18 protein-coding genes are annotated in these 15,922 nt (G+C 54.2%); 17 read left to right on the top strand and 1 reads right to left on the bottom strand.

Going from position 1 to position 15,922, the window contains the following annotated elements; translation table 11 throughout:
• Positions 1-5 precede the first annotated feature (5 nt).
• The 3 genes from ACYX34_RS16820 to hemL all read left to right on the top strand — a co-directional run bounded on the left by ACYX34_RS16820 (position 6) and on the right by hemL (position 3,087).
• Positions 6-437, top strand: a complete 432-nt coding sequence (locus tag ACYX34_RS16820; RefSeq protein ID WP_462077738.1) for a ribonuclease domain-containing protein — start codon at positions 6-8, stop codon at positions 435-437.
• A gap of 26 nt (positions 438-463) precedes the next feature.
• Positions 464-1,024 (top strand): barstar family protein, encoded by a 561-nt coding sequence (locus ACYX34_RS16815; RefSeq protein ID WP_462077737.1) that lies wholly within the window; start codon positions 464-466, stop codon positions 1,022-1,024.
• 779 nt (positions 1,025-1,803) lie between these two features.
• Positions 1,804-3,087: a glutamate-1-semialdehyde 2,1-aminomutase gene (gene hemL / locus ACYX34_RS16810; RefSeq protein WP_462077736.1), complete on the top strand. Its 1,284-nt coding sequence runs from the start codon at positions 1,804-1,806 to the stop codon at positions 3,085-3,087.
• Between the two features lie 161 nt (positions 3,088-3,248).
• On the opposite strand, the gene ACYX34_RS16805 is transcribed toward hemL, so the two are convergent.
• Positions 3,249-3,479, bottom strand: coding sequence for a hypothetical protein (locus ACYX34_RS16805; RefSeq protein ID WP_462077735.1), 231 nt, complete (start codon positions 3,477-3,479; stop codon positions 3,249-3,251).
• A gap of 150 nt (positions 3,480-3,629) precedes the next feature.
• Here ACYX34_RS16805 and ACYX34_RS16800 point away from each other — a divergent pair, with 150 nt between their 5' ends.
• From ACYX34_RS16800 to ACYX34_RS16735, 14 genes are all read left to right on the top strand, one after another.
• Positions 3,630-4,217, top strand: a complete 588-nt coding sequence (locus ACYX34_RS16800; RefSeq protein ID WP_462077734.1) for a thermonuclease family protein — start codon at positions 3,630-3,632, stop codon at positions 4,215-4,217.
• A gap of 67 nt (positions 4,218-4,284) precedes the next feature.
• Positions 4,285-4,593 carry a DUF2442 domain-containing protein gene (locus ACYX34_RS16795; protein ID WP_462077733.1) on the top strand — a complete coding sequence of 103 codons (309 nt, stop codon included), beginning with the start codon at positions 4,285-4,287 and terminating at the stop codon, positions 4,591-4,593.
• Between the two features lie 479 nt (positions 4,594-5,072).
• Positions 5,073-5,288 (top strand): hypothetical protein, encoded by a 216-nt coding sequence (locus tag ACYX34_RS16790; protein WP_462077732.1) that lies wholly within the window; start codon positions 5,073-5,075, stop codon positions 5,286-5,288.
• A gap of 144 nt (positions 5,289-5,432) precedes the next feature.
• On the top strand, positions 5,433-5,744 hold the full coding sequence (locus tag ACYX34_RS16785; protein WP_462077731.1) for a hypothetical protein: 312 nt from the start codon (positions 5,433-5,435) through the stop codon (positions 5,742-5,744).
• Between the two features lie 207 nt (positions 5,745-5,951).
• Positions 5,952-6,491, top strand: coding sequence for a transposase (locus ACYX34_RS16780; protein WP_462077730.1), 540 nt, complete (start codon positions 5,952-5,954; stop codon positions 6,489-6,491).
• A gap of 113 nt (positions 6,492-6,604) precedes the next feature.
• Entirely contained in the window at positions 6,605-6,997 is a 393-nt protein-coding gene (locus ACYX34_RS16775) for a hypothetical protein (RefSeq protein WP_462077729.1), read from the top strand.
• A gap of 230 nt (positions 6,998-7,227) precedes the next feature.
• Entirely contained in the window at positions 7,228-8,919 is a 1,692-nt protein-coding gene (locus tag ACYX34_RS16770) for a phospholipase D-like domain-containing protein (RefSeq protein WP_462077728.1), read from the top strand.
• 142 nt (positions 8,920-9,061) lie between these two features.
• Positions 9,062-9,802: an N-acetylmuramoyl-L-alanine amidase gene (locus ACYX34_RS16765; RefSeq protein ID WP_462077727.1), complete on the top strand. Its 741-nt coding sequence runs from the start codon at positions 9,062-9,064 to the stop codon at positions 9,800-9,802.
• Positions 9,803-9,848: 46 nt separating this feature from the next.
• Entirely contained in the window at positions 9,849-10,469 is a 621-nt protein-coding gene (locus tag ACYX34_RS16760) for a hypothetical protein (protein WP_462077726.1), read from the top strand.
• A 324-nt stretch (positions 10,470-10,793) separates the two neighbouring features.
• Complete coding sequence (locus ACYX34_RS16755) at positions 10,794-11,186, top strand: hypothetical protein (RefSeq protein ID WP_462077725.1); 393 nt, start codon at positions 10,794-10,796, stop codon at positions 11,184-11,186.
• Between the two features lie 142 nt (positions 11,187-11,328).
• Complete coding sequence (locus tag ACYX34_RS16750; RefSeq protein ID WP_462077724.1) at positions 11,329-11,505, top strand: hypothetical protein; 177 nt, start codon at positions 11,329-11,331, stop codon at positions 11,503-11,505.
• A 634-nt stretch (positions 11,506-12,139) separates the two neighbouring features.
• Positions 12,140-12,466 (top strand): hypothetical protein, encoded by a 327-nt coding sequence (locus tag ACYX34_RS16745; protein ID WP_462077723.1) that lies wholly within the window; start codon positions 12,140-12,142, stop codon positions 12,464-12,466.
• A 357-nt stretch (positions 12,467-12,823) separates the two neighbouring features.
• Positions 12,824-15,004 (top strand): OmpA/MotB family protein, encoded by a 2,181-nt coding sequence (locus ACYX34_RS16740; protein ID WP_462077722.1) that lies wholly within the window; start codon positions 12,824-12,826, stop codon positions 15,002-15,004.
• Positions 15,001-15,897 carry a methyltransferase domain-containing protein gene (locus ACYX34_RS16735; RefSeq protein ID WP_462077721.1) on the top strand — a complete coding sequence of 299 codons (897 nt, stop codon included), beginning with the start codon at positions 15,001-15,003 and terminating at the stop codon, positions 15,895-15,897. Before ACYX34_RS16740 ends, ACYX34_RS16735 begins: the two co-directional genes overlap by 4 nt.
• The last annotated feature ends 25 nt before the right edge of the window (positions 15,898-15,922 follow it).

Raw genomic sequence — 15,922 nt, 5'->3', positions numbered from 1 at the left:
GACTTGTGCCACCCCATCAACGGCAACAGCTCCAGCTCTTCAGCTTGCTCCTCACCCTGTGCTGCACGATCGTCTTCATTCCATCGATCGGTATTGCACGTCCCGATCTCGGCCAGAACACTCGGACCACGAGTCCCTCGACTCTCCTGCCTCCACAGACTGAGGATCCCCCGTGGTTTGCAGCACCACCTCACAAAGCCTATGATCTATTGACACAGCTTGAAAAACGAGGGGGTCTGCCGCTTCCAGGGTATGTCGGGGGACGTGACTTCCAGAACCGAGAACGACGCCTTCCACCCGGTCGCTACCGGGAGTATGATGTCAATCCGAAGATCCGAGGCCGCGGGCGTGATGCCGAACGGATTGTGATCGAACGGCGGACCGGGAAAGCCTACTATACCGGAGACCACTACCGAACGTTTGTTCCTCTTAATTGACAGAAACGCCAGCAAGCGAACACCCGATGTCGGCAAAACTGACCTTCCAGACTCATCTCAGCGAACCATCACCTCCATGGTCAGGTCTACTCATCTTGCCGCGCGGAAGTTCGGCCACAGCGATAGTCAAAGCTCCAGCCGGGTTTCTGATGCGCACGATCGAGGGCAAGAAATGTCGAACGTCGTCGAGTCTTTTCGATGAATTCTCTCAGGTCCTGTCCTTCCCAGACTACTTCGGACACAATTGGGACGCCCTAGAAGAATGTCTCGCCGACTTGGAATGGTTACCAGCTAAGGGATATATCCTCCTCATTACGGATGCCCATGCGGTGCTCCCGGATGATGAAGAAGAGTATGAAACGTTGCTGGAAATCCTCAATGACGCCGGAGAAGCATGGAGCAAGGGACAAACGGCGGATGGTCGCAGCGCCCCATTTCATGCAGTGTTTGCCGTAACTGAACAGGATAAGGCAACACGACCTCGTTGGGAGTTGGAGGAGTTCCACTCCGCGGAGCAGAAGAGGTCCCAAAGAAACCCGCTCCTAAAACGCTCGGCGATTTCTAAGCGGAAACCTACCAAGAAATAGAATTCTGCCGAAGCTGTTCAGCCGCTGGTGAATCAGGCAGAGCTAGCCCGCACGATGCATGCCGGTTCGTGGCGAGACCACTTCTTAAATCGCGCCTCTCGTGAAGCATATCTCTTCCGGATTACGACGCATCACGTTCCATAAACGATGAGCGACGTAAGCGGGTTCCTCGTTTCATATTCCAAATTTCACGTTGTGCAAAAATCAAAAACCTGAAATATGAAACTGAAAACCTGAAACTGTCTCAGAAGAAGTGCCCCATTGAGGAGACCAGCTATTTGAGACTCTCCGCCCCAGGCGGTAGGATCGAGGACACCACTCATCCGGCACACTACACAAAACCCCGGATACGCCTTGCAGGAAACGAAAAAACTCCCGTCTGCTGTCGACGTGCTTCCCAGCGAGCCCGGACCGATTGCTCATGCGCGAAGCAAATACTATGCGTCTCTCGTGGATCATCGAACGGCGCTTTTTCCCCAACGACACCGTCCTGACCTTCGCCTCGGCACCAAGAACACACAACCTTCATGGCGATCTCACTTTCCTACTTTCTCTTGAGTCCAGCAAGAATCATGCTGCCAACGATACCTGTCGACAGAGTAGGCTATTACAAGGAAATTTGACCGTACAATCGAAAGACCGTGCCTTCTGCTGTATCCAAATCGATAAAGAAGTGGATCCTGGCAACATTTTTTGGTCCCTGAGAAATCGGTACCCGATGTCCCAACCGGCGGTTTCTTGACCGACTCTCGTCCTCCATGATAGGGTGCGCCCCCGTTATGAAAACATCTCGTTCGGCGAAACTTTTCACCGAAGCCCAGCAACTGATCCCCGGCGGCGTCAACAGCCCCGTTCGTGCATTCCGCTCAGTCGGAGGACAGCCTCGCTTCATCGCGCGGGCAAAAGGGTCACGCCTCTACGATGTGGATAAGAATGCCTACATCGATTACGTGCTGTCCTGGGGACCCATGATCCTGGGGCATGCCCATTCGGCAGTCATCGCCTCAATCAAAAAGGCGGCTGCACAAGGCACGAGTTACGGCGCACCGACGGAACTTGAGGTCTCGCTGGCAAAAGAAATTCGCCACGCATTCCCTTCGATGGAAAAACTCAGGCTGGTCAGCTCCGGAACAGAAGCGGTCATGAGCGCCATTCGTGTCGCTCGGGGGTTCACCAAACGCACCGAGATCATCAAGTTCGAAGGGTGCTATCACGGACACAGCGATTACCTATTGGCAAAGGCCGGCTCAGGCCTGGCGACATTAGGAATTCCAGATTCACCGGGCGTGCCTGAGGATTTTGCGAAACACACCTTGACCGCGCCTTATAATGATATTCGGACGCTTCAACAGCTCATCAAATCCCATCGCAAGCAACTTGCCTGCGTGATTATCGAGCCGATTGCCGGTAACATGGGCGTCGTGCCGCCCGCACCGGACTTTTTGCCCGCACTTCGCCAATTGACGGCGGAACACGGGATTCTATTAATTTTTGACGAAGTCATTTCCGGATTTCGTGTGAATTATGGCGGAGCACAAGCACTGTATGGCATCAAGCCAGACCTAACCGTGCTCGGGAAAATTATCGGAGGGGGATTGCCGGTTGGCGCCTACGGTGGACGAAAAGACATTATGGATCTCATCGCACCGGTTGGACCGGTCTATCAGGCAGGAACCCTCTCAGGCAATCCGCTGGCCGTCTCAGCTGGATTGGCGACGCTGAAGCAATTACGGGGGAAGGGAATCTATAAACAACTCGAGCAACGATCCCGTACCCTTGCCAACGGTATCGGTGAAGCCGCAAAACGGGCCGGAGTTCCCGTGACGCAAACCCGTATTGGATCCATGCTAACGACTTTCTTTACCCCAGGTCCGGTGGTCGATTGGAATACAGCAAAGCAGTCCGACACAAAGCGGTACGGCCAATTCTTTCACCACATGTTGGAGCAGGGCATCTATCTTGCGCCATCTCAGTTCGAGGCAGCCTTCCTTTCCACTGCCCACAGCAGTCAGGACGTTGAGAAAACCATCCGTGCTGCTCAGGTTGCATTCAAGAAGCTATAGATTCCCCCGCCTTTTCAGGGGAAGGACCTCCCACTGGATTAGAAGTCTCGTTTTAAGACAGACAGCTGAATCTAAATGGATACAGGGCGTATCCATTTAGATTCAAGCACGTTCCACTAAAAAGCCTCTCCCTTCACCTACCAGACAGGCTCTCAATCCCTCTATTCATCATTCTCGTCTTCTGCCTCCAGGGCTTCCTGTCGCTTCTGCTCTTCCATGGCATTGTGGAGTAGCATGCGGATAAACATTGAATACAACGACCCTTTTTCCAGCGTCCCGCCTGGCGGAATGGCAATTTTCCCTTCCTTGATCATGCGATCCATCCAGACTTTCTGATCAGGGGCGATCAACACAGGAATTTCAATCAACCCCACTCGTCCCATCATATCCATGACATTAACCTCCGTGAATCATGAAGCGTCGTTCGTATCTTGCCAGAATACCGATGTATCCCAATGAGATACGAATGCATTGCAGCACGTCGTTTTGACCCGTGTCAATTGGCCTAAATCTGGCACAACACATGCGTTACGAAACATATCATGAAGCAATGTGTAATCGTGACGATCTGGTCGCTCATCGGCTGGTGGTATTTCCCAGTACCATCCGAGGCCTCTGCAGCACGGCTTGAACAGTCCGATCTTGGCTCAACCCTGAACCAGCAATGTGATCTGTGTTGGTACCCATCACCGGATGAAGAGCGTTCTGATCGCCTTCCCACATACAAACAGCCACGACACAAACGCCCACCAGACAGTCGCCCACAACGCTCTCCCAAAGGACGTTACAAGCTGGGGGCCAGCCACAAGCCTATTCGGCTTTCCACTCTGCGAACTCGGGCAAGGTATGAAATGAGGCTGCTGAGCACGCTCCAGGTACGGGCAGTCGACGGGGATACCATTCGTGCGGGAAGCGAGCGTATCAGACTGCGCGGCATCGATACGCCCGAAATGAGTGACCAAGCGGGGCTTGCCGCCAAACAACGGCTGGAAGAGCTCTTGCGCAGCGGCCCCATTCACATCGTGCCCCACGGGCGCGATGTCTACCATCGCCTCGTTGCTGATGTGTTTGTGAATGGAGAGAACGTCGCCGATATTCTTCGACGCGAAGGTCTGTCAAAAACAGGATAGCTGATACTCACACGACCTACTACCAGGTTCGTGAAGACCGATCGAGCTTTTTAGCAGGAGCAGTCGGATGAAACGTCTCCTCCAAAGCAATGCCCTTTCGAGAGTGGATGTAACCCATATCTCTACACACGGTATCTGGCTGTTGACCACCACCAGCGAGCTCTTTGTTTCATTCATTGATTTCCCAAAATTTCGAACTGCCTCCTCGTCAAGTCTCATGCATGTGGCACGGCTCCATCCTGACAGCCTGTATTGGCCAGATCTGGATATTGAGATCCCCATCAAGCATGTGCGGTGCTTCCCGCTCGCAGCTCCAAAACTGCACCCCATAAAGCGCTCCGGTCTACAAACCAAGACGAAATTCGTCGCCGTCTAAGGATCAGAAGATGATGGAAATGACAGAAACCCTTAGACGAATCAGTTGTACCCAATAGCTGAACCCAACTGACGTCCGATTCTTGCCATTTTTGCAAAACTCTTCAGACCCTCAGAGCCACAGACACTTCGCCATGAGGGATACAACACCCTCTCTCGCAGCGACCTACCCCCTCACCGAACACACACCCCATGAATCCTTTTTGATCCATTGGATCGAAAAGATACGCATACAAGATTTACTACGTATGTCGGTATCCTGATAACTCTTTGAAATCGAGGCACGTTCCGAAAGTTAACTGCGGCATGCGCCTTGCTTATCATAAGCTCACTACTGACTCGCGTTTATAGAGTCATGTTAAGGGGGAGAAAGAGCCTGACCAGGATGATTCCTTCTGGAACATCCAGTGAACGCCGGTTCCAGACCTTCACTAGACCCCAGGATGGAGCATGTTGTCACCCCACGGATCGGAGGGTCCTATGATCATAGTCAAAAGCCAATTCGCCCAGGAGATGTTAGCAGGAATCACCCTGGCACTCGTCCTTGGCGCCCTCTCAATAGCCTGGCCTGCGATCATTGCCGTATTTCTCGGTATCCTTCTGCTGCTTCAGTCTTTGAACGTCGAGCCAGAAATTGCGAGACTGTCTTGGGCCGAGGTGGAAAACGTCTCAGTTGTTGTTGACGCGTTTCGATAACCAGGTCTCCCGGTGATTCTCTCCTGACTAATCTGTGGAGAGCGTCCCGTCTTGAGGACATTCAACACACGGGCTGAACCGTGGTGGGAACCAGTACCCGGTAGAGAACTGCAACAGAGGCGACTTGGAAGAAGGAGACCTAGGATGAAGGTGAAGGGATTCATTCTCGAAGACGACCGAGGCAGGGAATTCGTGATGGGGTGTGAACGCTCCTCCTATGCCCAAGTTGGGCGGACGTTCATACTCCGAGGATGGCAGCGGCGGCGACTGATTCCTCTGCAATACACGGAACGAGAAGCTCGTCATGTCGTGGGAGAAGCATTAATAGCACTGCATGATTTGTTCAGCGCGCTTCTCCAACGGTGCCACGGCCAGACCATGACTGCCCAGCCCGAAGAAAGCTGCCAGGAGATCCGACACCTTCCCATGAAGGCAGCTCGCCGGAGCAAGGCATGAGCCGCCACCAGTCGAGCCACCTGCCCTAAGATCCATTGCAGTTGCTCCCGAGTGGTCCAACTCTTGGCCGTGCCTTGCGTACCGAAATATCTTACGATGGACTCATTGCCCATACCCTTACTAAATACGCCACCTGTTCGTAAGGCACTGGTCGTTGGAGAATGACCTTCCCTCGGTTTCACAGACACCTATAGAAGGGAGAGCCTGATGGAGTCGGAGGACCAGATGAGTACGAAGACCCGCCGACCGTATCCGGAGGCGTTCAAGGAAGCAGCAGTGCGCTTCGTCCGGGAGTCCGGACAGCCCGCCGCCCAGGTGGCGCGGAATCTGGGCGGTGCGGACCTTCTGCGCTACCGGTGGTGCGCAGAGCCGCAGCAGGTCGAGAGGTGTGGACAGCTCCGGCGTGAACAGGCCGTTGTGAAGCAGACGCGCGATTGTTTACGACATACGGCAGCGGGATTCTGGGAAGGTATGGGAACGCAGGTCTCTCGCGCCACTCACCTTTTTAGCTCCTTAGTTGCCAATAGTCGTCTACCAGCAAACACTCCCTCACATGCTACCGAGACCAGCATCGGCACCGACTTAGAACATCCGGGCTGCTCATTCGTAATCAGGGAGATCCTGAGGCTACCCCTATCCCTCCACACAGTTTTGTATCCAATCCGATTCACCCCCGTATCAATCCTGATACGCCAAAAGGATAGCGGCAGCAGCAAACCCTATCAAACATCGAGTCAAATTGGCTGATTCGTGGAGGTTCGCCGCTGGCACTGCCCTTGAAGTAACACGGAGATATTGACCTTAGCTACCAGACAATCGAGCCTATGCGCATGAATAACCTTCTTGAGGAGGAAATGACCATGGACGGCTTTACGAATGCGAACCTATTCGAACTCAGTGGTGGAACCATTCACGTCACCTACTCCACGACGAGTATTTTGGACGGACCGCTTTTCAGTTATCGTGACAATCATCTGAGCCTCTCCTTCAGCGGTGCGGAGATCCATATCGAGGAGACAGTTCTCGGTCAGGTCGTCACGGTCACACTCGAAGCGATTCCTGATCTACGAACCGTGTCATTTTCACTGATCGTGCCTGCAGTCACCGTGATGCCTCAGTCCAGCGGGACGCGGATCAAAGTACTGGGAGTCAGGACAACGGCTCCAACCACGATTGCTGGATCACCGCCAGGGCCACAGCTTCTCTATTCGGCCGTATATTTGAGAGGAACGGCGCAGTGTATTGTCTCCTGAGCGAGACCAGGAGGTTGCATCGACATAAGACCATCAACCTGAGACAAGCACCTTGGCCAATTCTTCAATCAGGGTCACCCTGGCCTCTGCTCATGGATGATGAATCGAACCTAGTTGCTGATCATGAGAGTCGAGAGATTGGCGAACTCTGAACAGCACGCTTAGTGCATTTAGACACCCCGTCGTGTGATCTGATGTGCAGAAAATGAGCTACGCCATGGAGGAACCTTATGCGAACAACGGCCTCAGGACTGGTCAACGTCAGGGCGATCAGCGGAACCCATGTCATTTTCCTTGCATTCGACATGAAAGAGTCGGACGCAAAGGGGCTCCTGGGATTTGCCATCCAGCGTACTGACCTCATCGAAGACGAAACCATATGGCTGAGGGGGAACAAGACCTTTCCCAGCATCCGCCCCTCTACCGGATTGAATGATGTCAGCAGTCATGAGCACCCTTTCCAGGCGTTCCAGTGGGCCGACTACACAGCCAAACCAGGATACAGATATCGCTACCGGGTCATTCCTATGTACAAGCGACCTGGTGCACTCGTAGAAAAATCCGCGACCACCATCACGATCGGTACGGAACCTCTGGCCGATGACAAACACGAAGTGCACTTCAATCGAGGCGCCATCGCATCGCAAGCCTTTGTCAAACGCTTCCCAGGTCAGACGCTCGACGAAGCCGGCGAGCCGGCCTATGCATGGCTGGGACGCGACCTCGTTCCGGCCTTGCTGGAATTCATCGCGAAGGCAACGGACAGGACCTATAGTTTGCGCGCCGCCTTCTATGAGCTGCACCGACCCGAACAACAGCCATGGACAGACGTATTGACGGCATTCAAAACGGCCAAGCAGGCCGGTGCAGATATTGCGATCGTTTATCACGGGTTGGACGACGACACCGGCAAGACCAACGCACAGGCAATCGCTGACGCACAGATCAAGAGCATTTGCTTTCCGCGCGTCAATGCGAAACTGATGCACAACAAATTCATCGTACTCAGTAAGAACGGCAGACCCACTTCGGTCTGGACCGGCTCAACCAATATCAGCCGCAATGCACTGTATGGGCAACTCAACGTCGGACACGTGATTCACGATGGCCCGTTGGCCAAGCAGTTTCTTGCCTATTGGGACCAACTCAAAGATGACCCGTCTGCCGAAAACCTCAAGGATTGGGCGGAGACCGACAATGCCTTGCCTCCTAGAGACGAGTCCGATGCGCTGACACCCATCTTTTCTCCACATCATGGCCGCGGAGTGTTTGACTGGTGGATCGAGCTGGCCAATTCCCCCAAGCCGTTATTCATGACCTTCCCATTCGGTATCGTTAAGGACTTTCGCCCGGTATTTGACAAGAACGATGGCGTGTTGCGATTCGCGATGTTGGACAAATACGTCAATGGAGGTAATGCAGCATCACGTGCGGCAGCTATTGCTGAGATTGAGCGCATCCGCCGTTTGCCAAATGTTGGCATGGCATTAGGCAACAACATATTTGTGGACTGGATCGATGGGTGGCATCAGGAAGGCAATGGTATCGGTGTCAATGTGAACTGGATCCACACGAAGTTCATGCTCATCGACCCATTGGGCAATGCCCCCCTCACGTTGACAGGGTCCGCAAATTTCAGCGAAGCCAGCGTAAGTACCAACGACGAAAACATGGTGGTGATCCGAGGTAATCAACGCGTGGCAGATATCTACTTCGGTGAATTCATGCGCTTGTTTGCCCACCATCGATTCCGTGAGTCCGTCAAGCGTCACATTGAACAATTCGGGTCAGCGGCAATCAATACTTGGAAACCACAAGATCTGTACGAGGACTGGAGCAAGTGGGTGCCAATCCATTACAAGAAGGGTTCAGAACATGACATCAAACGGCGCTATTTCGTCGGGAGCCATGAAGCGAACTAGCACGACGATGTTGTTTCATATCCCGACCAAGGAATAGACCGGCAGGGAGGTTCGTTCACACTCGACCGTGACTGCCGCCCTGGATCGAGACTGAGGGCAGGAGTCGGCAGAAAAAATGAGGCAACACTCAAGGAGGGAACCCATGGCAATCCGCTGGATCGGCAGTCCAAACAAAGACAAGGGGCGGGAGGGGTACAGACCGGAAGCCGTCGTTATTCATATCATGGAGGGCACCCTCAAGGGGACGGATGCGTGGTTCACGAATGAGGAATCGGGTGTATCCGCTCATTATGGAATCGGAAAGACGGGGGAGATTCATCAATATGTGGGGGAAAGTGATCGAGCCTGGCATGCAGGCCGCATCATCTCTCCCACATGGCGATTATTGAAGGCCGATGTGAGCCCTAATTGGTATACAATCGGAATTGAGCACGAGGGATCGGAGGATACGCCTTGGTCGGACGCGCTATATCAGGCCAGCGCCGGTTTGATCGAGGAGATTTGCCGACGATGGACGATCTCCTGCGATCGTGATCATATCATCGGCCATCGTGAGATCCGGGCCGATAAGACCTGCCCCGGCCTCGAGGTGGATCTCGACAAGCTCGTCGACATGGCCAATGACATCCATCAGAGTCCGGCTACGTTTAATTTTGTGAAGAAACCAGGTATCGTGCAGACTCGCGTCGACGTGAATATTCGAGAAATGGCCCCGACATCCGCAGCTCCCCTTGTCCGCACGGTCAAGGGAGGCAAGAAGCTCTCGTATCAAGGCTGGACAAGCAATGGACTCAACGTCAACGGCAATGCCCATTGGTACAAGGATGCGGATGGGAACTATTTTTGGGCTGGTGCGACAACGCGGCCCATCCCTGGACTCTGAGCGACGTGCTCTTGCAAAGCCCGGTTGTCCCTACAGGTGGCCTTCAGTGAACATCTTCGTGTACACGGGATGCTTGTTGGCTTGCAGCACGGTGACTCCCGTCACCTCCCCACCTGTGAATCTTTCCCCGGATCAGCAAACCCTTGTGATCACCTCCGCTGATCCGACAGCACCTCGTCGGTTCACGTTAGAAAGCCTACCGCCTGAATCGACGATTGCACCTGGCCTGTATTTCCGTCCAAAGCGATTCGGTCTTGTGCAGGTATCGCCGAATGGACGATATGCGGCATTTTCCACGGTAGATCACCACACGCTCGTGGGGCTCCTCGATCTTTCCACGATGGTGGTACAGGAAATCGACGTGGTCACGGAGGGGGAAGTCCTAAATTTTCATTGGGCACCCGACAGTCATCTATTCCTGTACGACTACCGGCCGGCAAGCGGCTACCAACGTGTACGGGGCTATGATCTCCAATCCGGCGAAGGATTGGTGGTATCCCGGACCCACTACCGTTCCGCCACTCATCTCGCATTTGCAGAATGGGGATTTGAGCCTCGTGAGGTCATCCTCAGTATGAAAGAGAGGCCCACCGACGAGCCTAGGACCACCAGGGTCATGCTGATCTCCAGAAACCAACCGGACTCATTCTCCAAGCCGAGGCCGTAACACCCACAAGCATATGTGGTCCAATCACCAGGGAAATCCATAGGGAGGGTAGATCTTGGACCGTTGCTTACGACACACCTTTCTAGAATCGAGCAGGCTCAGAGTCCGGCTCACGCGCGGAGCTACGCATATAGACGGCCATTGATCGAGCAGCATCGAGAGACTACAATCCACATATGATTCGTCCCGTGCCACGACTGGTGGCCGCCGTTCAACACCACCACATCCGGTAACGTTTTCATGGGGACACACAATATGAGGCTGCGACAGTTCATTGTCATGTGTGGATTACTGATCGCATCCCAGAGCCATGCAGAGAGCCCCATGGCAGCTCAAGTCTGTAGCCTGCTCTCATCCCCAAAGTTGGTTGCGGTCCAGTCTCGAATGGGGACCGGTGAAGGGTGTGCATGGCAATGGCCCAATGGCCAAGCGCTGTCGGTCTATGTGCACCGTGATCTGCAGAATGAAACCATGGCAGGGACCAAGGAAATGATGGCCCCCTACTTGCAGAATCCGGCCTTCAAACGAACGGTCTTCCCGATTTGTACGGAGGGCGACATGGTTGTCGGTGATTTTCGAAACGGCAAGGGTCCTGGTGGAACCGGCTATACCCAATGTACTGGTTTTGTCCTAACGTTCAGCTTTCAAGGGGCGGACGCCCAAAACCATTTACCCGGCATCGCCAAGAAACTCGCCGGCACGGCGTTCGCCCGCTAACCCGAGGATTCTGCAGACCACATACGAAAAGGTCTCCTCTTGCCCCTAACTAGCGAAACGACAAGACTAGACAGCTCCCTGCTGTCGAATTCCCCAGAACGGGGGAAAACAGACCTTATGCGTGCTATGAAAGGATCAGATCATGAAGAACGTCGAGATGAGCGTCGAAGGCACTGTCTTAACCATCAAGGTGGATCTTTCGAAAGAATTTGGCCCATCCTCAACGGGTAAAACTATCATTGTCGCGTCAACGGAAGGCAACGTGACCATCCCAGATCGGCAAGAGAAAATCGGGCTCAATGTGTATCGGAAAAAGTAGGACTGGTTCAGTCATCCGGCCCTATCTCCTTGACCGAGCAGAGGCCGTTTCTCTTTTGACAGGCTCTTGACAGATGGGAACTTGGCTCTGGGTATATACAAGAGACATATGACCCCCCCAAATCCAGCAATCCTGTGGATAGCCTCATGAATGGTTGTATTCGCTTGTCTCACATAAAGACAGCCTTGCATCATCCATCTCCACATCTAGGAATGCGTGAAATTCGCCACAAGCACGACCTGAACCACAATTAGTTGTGGGGTCTTCAATTTGATGCGGATGCCCAATAAATAGGCAAAATGACAAATCAACTTGCCTCAGGCGTAATCTTTCCCAAAAATCATAGGATATCCACAATCTTATCCACAGAAGGTGGGGACTGTATTTTGAAACATGTTTGGCTTGTATGAAGAGTGTTGAACGAGGAACCCGCTCCCCTGCGCCGCAAAGGTCTTTCTTCGCTTGACTCCCTCCTGATCTTTCTCTGAGAATCCATATCCATATGGGGTTTCTGAAGATGGGCGTCAGACCTCGCGTACGAGAGCCCAGGTAAGGCCAAACCGGGACCCGACGTTCTGCACGGTTCGCTCGAATCATTAGGCATAGGACACATTGAAATTGAGTTGAGGTCTCTATGAGTCCAGCGGTCAGAGTGTTGGGCATGCTCGCTTCGATGTTTCTCTCATCCTGTGCCTCACAGGCAGATCAGGTCTCAGGAAGTGCAGGACAACTCGGCAAAGTCACTGCGAATGGCTACACGAAAGAAGGGTGCTTACTGAATCTGAAGCTGGCGGCACGAGAGCAACGCGTTCGTTTGAACCCGGACGAAGTCACGTTGAACTCCAACACGCTCCTGCTGATTTTTCCATTTCTGAATCAAGAAGCCTATCAGTGCACTGGAGTGGTCGTTGAGCGGCGGAAACGTCCGACCATGCGAGACAATCTGTACCCTATTGATTGATCGTGTTGGCATCGGAGCTGAACGCGCCAATACCTTCCGGCGTCATACAAACCATTCCTGCCCGTCACGACTCACCAAATAATGTGCTGCTGCTCACGCTCAACCTAGAGCCGCTGACAGAGGTCTCTCTTAAAACCACAGTGTGAGGGTTCCTGAGTTGCAAAGCCAATCAGGAAGACGATAGGATCGCCTAGCATCTGTCTATTTTCACGTATACCCGACACCGCTTTTCCGTTCGTGTCAGGTACGATGACTGGTGATGCCCTCTGGTCTCTTGCAGGACACATCCTGTGGCATGACACGTTCTCCAGCAGGATCTGACTTCATTGACCGTCACCGCACCGTTGGGGGTGAGACATGATCAGCACGATATTCGGTTTTATTCTTGGATCCATGGTCCTGCTCGATGGGAATCCTCTGTTTGCGGTTGCTGCCACTCCCTCAATCGCGATACAGGCCTCACCGGCGTCACGATCGGATCGCGCGCACAAGACTCCGATAACTCATGTCGTTTCGTTCCCAGCTCCAGCAGCCGGGGTTCCTCTCGATCTCAATGAACAGCCCGTACCTCGAACAGTGAACCGCTTCCCGTTGGACGAACCGACCTCTCCCATCCAGGTCGTCGTGGGGGGAGCAGCCCCGATGCAGACACCGGACCGGCCTCACCAACTCTTCGCTCAGTTACCTCAGCAACGAGAACAGGATGGCACCTCCCGAGGACATTCAGAAAGAGCGTTATCACAGGAGCTGACAACCACACAAAATAATCTCCAGCAAGCGAGACAACGCATCGATGAGCTCGAGCGACAACTTGCTGAAGGCAACCTGGAAAATGCCAAACGTCGAATCGGCGAACTGGTGATCCAGCTCCATGCCAAGGAGAGTGAGATCGCAGCCCTGCGAGCCGCCGCCCACGAGAGCTCCAAGAAATTTCGAGACGATCTTGCCGCACAAACTGAGGAACTCACCCAGGCGAAACGACGAGTTTCTGAAGTCGAACAGCAAATGGCGACCGCAGGAAAAGGACAGGACTTGGCGCAAGCGAAACGCCGGGTCACCGACCTTGAGCAGTTGCTGACAAAAAGAGAACAAGACCTGAGCCAAGCCAAACGCCGGGTCACCGAAGCGGAACAGCAGATCAGTGGAAAGGAGCAAGATCTGGCCCAAGTCAAACGTCGTGTCGTTGAACTCGACCAGCAGATCGTCGGGAAAGAGTACGAATCGACGCAGGCCAAGCGCCGCGCTACCGAGTTCGAGCAGCAACTGGTCGGGAAAGAGCAGGACCTGACCCAAGCGAAGCGCCGGACCTCCGAAGCTGAACAGCAGACCGCCGGAAAAGAACAGGAGCTGGTGCAGACCAAACGTCGGCTTGCCGACCTCGAGCAACAGATGGCCGCGAAAGAGCAGGAATCGGCCCAAGCCAGGCGCCGGGCTACCGAGCTGGAACAACAGGCGGCAGGGAAACTGCCGGACCCAACTCAAGCCAAGCGGCGTCTCGCCGACCTCGAGCAACAGATGGTCGCGAAAGAACAGGAATCGGTCCAAGCCAGGCGCCGGGCTACCGACTTGGAACAACAGACGGCAGGGAAGGAGCAAGAGCTGGCCCAAGCTAAACGCCGCATCGCGGAGCTTGAACAACAGATGGCCGGGAAGGAGCAGGACCCTGCACAAATCAAACGCCGTGTCACCGAACTCGAACAGCAGATGGTGGGAAAAGAACAAGAGTTGGTGCAGATCAGGGACAATCTCAAACAAGTGACACAAAAGTATGCGGATCTCGGTCCGATGTTGATGGATCGAGACGCCGAGATTGCCCGTACGAAACGGGTACTGGAGGACTTCGAACGGAGCTTGCCGAAGCCGGAAGAAGCCCTCCCCTCCCTGGAAGTGAGTCCTGTGACCAAGAATCCGCTCAACGAGCTCCCCCCCGACACGAATTTATCGGTGACCGACCTCCCCATTCCCAATACGTCTTCTGGAGACGGGACGGACACGGGAGGCATCGATCTGACCAAGATCGGCGAAGCGCTTTCCGGCACACTCGGAGATGAAATGAAGCGAGGCACCGTGGCCTTGCGACAGGAACGAACCGCGCTGACGCTCGCATTGGTCAGCAGTGAACTGTTCCCTCCAGGGGAAGCCACCATCACCCCAGGCGGCAACACATTAATCGGACAGATTGGAACAGTCTTGCAGAAATTTCGTTATCGAACTATCGAAGTGACCACCCATACCGACACCAAGCCGATCCGCAACGACTCACGAAAGCTGTTTCGGGACAATCTTGAGCTCTCACGCGCCCGCGTCGAGCATGCCAGCCAAGCCCTGATTAATAGTGGGGTGGATGCCGACCGTGTCAAAGCCGTCGTGTATACGACCACAAAGCCAATGGACACGGACGAAAGCCGGAACAAGAACCGACGGATTGAAATCGTCGTGAGCTCCTTCGCAACAGTGGGAACTTCCACTCACGGAAAGTTGCAACCGGGCAAGAAACCACCCCAGTCCATTTCCCTGAGTTCGCCTCGTCGGCCATGAGTTCCCCTACAGGGCAGGATCCCCTGCCTCTTTCAATTGGCGAGCTGACAGGCAATCCAGCCTCCTTGAGTAAAGACCGAGCACTGCCCCGCTATCGATTGTCCGCACAAGGGCGTCAAGGAGTCGAAGATGAGCGGCTCAACCTCCTTGAAGCGATCTTCGATCCGCTTTCCCGTCGACGGCGAGACTTGGTCCAGCCAGGATGGCGATGCCTCGAGGTGGGTGCAGGCCGTGGATCCATGGCCAAGTGGCTTGCTCAGCAAGTCGGTGACCAAGGTCGTGTGCTGGCCACCGATGTGGACACGACCTATCTTGAACGCCTCACTATCCCAAACCTCGAAATACGCCGACACGACATTCTGAACGATCCACTGGGCGAGCTTGGTCCCGGCTCATTTGATCTTGTCTGCGCACGCCTCCTGCTCTTTTGGCTCGCGGGCAAACAAGAACACGCCATCCGCCGCATGGTGGACTGTTTACGGCCAGGAGGCTGGCTTCTTGACGAGGATGGTGATTGGGGCATGGTCGCCCCTGTAGATCCTTCGCACTCCCACTACGATCCGTATCACCGGGCCTGGAAGAACGGCGAATGGTGGGCAGCACGTGGGTACGATCCCGCATTTGGACGAAAGCTGCCGTTCCTGTTTGAACGGTGTGGCCTAGCCAACATCCGTCATGAGACGAGTGCCTCCGTCGTTCGAGGAGGAAGCCCCTGGGGGCAGTGGTGGCGGCAAAGCTTAGAAGGGATACGTGCCTCTGAACAGAAGGATGGAACCCTCACCGAAGAACGAGCCGAGGAATATCAGACCCTCATCCCCTCGTTCTCCGACTCCTCCTTCTGGTTTCACACGGCACTGATCCATGGCTGTCGAGGCCAACGCATCACTTCATAAACAAGATGGTCCCTCCGAGCACCTC

Source organism: Nitrospira sp. CMX1 (assembly GCF_054902215.1).
The sequence above is the reverse complement of the archived record's forward strand: the minus strand, read 5'-3'. Positions and strand labels throughout refer to the sequence as shown.

Bases quoted from the DNA above. Each gene is read 5' to 3' on its own strand.
- ACYX34_RS16765 (WP_462077727.1), top strand. From the start codon at position 9,062: ATGGCAATCCGCTGGATCGGCAGTCCAAACAAAGACAAGGGGCGGGAG.
- hemL (WP_462077736.1), top strand. From the start codon at position 1,804: ATGAAAACATCTCGTTCGGCGAAACTTTTCACCGAAGCCCAGCAACTG.
- ACYX34_RS16815 (WP_462077737.1), top strand. From the start codon at position 464: ATGTCGGCAAAACTGACCTTCCAGACTCATCTCAGCGAACCATCACCT.
- ACYX34_RS16790 (WP_462077732.1), top strand. From the start codon at position 5,073: ATGATCATAGTCAAAAGCCAATTCGCCCAGGAGATGTTAGCAGGAATC.
- ACYX34_RS16750 (WP_462077724.1), top strand. From the start codon at position 11,329: ATGAAGAACGTCGAGATGAGCGTCGAAGGCACTGTCTTAACCATCAAG.
- ACYX34_RS16785 (WP_462077731.1), top strand. From the start codon at position 5,433: ATGAAGGTGAAGGGATTCATTCTCGAAGACGACCGAGGCAGGGAATTC.
- ACYX34_RS16755 (WP_462077725.1), top strand. From the start codon at position 10,794: ATGGCAGCTCAAGTCTGTAGCCTGCTCTCATCCCCAAAGTTGGTTGCG.
- ACYX34_RS16800 (WP_462077734.1), top strand. From the start codon at position 3,630: ATGAAGCAATGTGTAATCGTGACGATCTGGTCGCTCATCGGCTGGTGG.
- ACYX34_RS16770 (WP_462077728.1), top strand. From the start codon at position 7,228: ATGCGAACAACGGCCTCAGGACTGGTCAACGTCAGGGCGATCAGCGGA.
- ACYX34_RS16805 (WP_462077735.1), bottom strand. From the start codon at position 3,479: ATGGATATGATGGGACGAGTGGGGTTGATTGAAATTCCTGTGTTGATC.
- ACYX34_RS16745 (WP_462077723.1), top strand. From the start codon at position 12,140: ATGAGTCCAGCGGTCAGAGTGTTGGGCATGCTCGCTTCGATGTTTCTC.
- ACYX34_RS16780 (WP_462077730.1), top strand. From the start codon at position 5,952: ATGGAGTCGGAGGACCAGATGAGTACGAAGACCCGCCGACCGTATCCG.
- ACYX34_RS16740 (WP_462077722.1), top strand. From the start codon at position 12,824: ATGATCAGCACGATATTCGGTTTTATTCTTGGATCCATGGTCCTGCTC.
- ACYX34_RS16735 (WP_462077721.1), top strand. From the start codon at position 15,001: ATGAGTTCCCCTACAGGGCAGGATCCCCTGCCTCTTTCAATTGGCGAG.
- ACYX34_RS16795 (WP_462077733.1), top strand. From the start codon at position 4,285: ATGAAACGTCTCCTCCAAAGCAATGCCCTTTCGAGAGTGGATGTAACC.
- ACYX34_RS16775 (WP_462077729.1), top strand. From the start codon at position 6,605: ATGGACGGCTTTACGAATGCGAACCTATTCGAACTCAGTGGTGGAACC.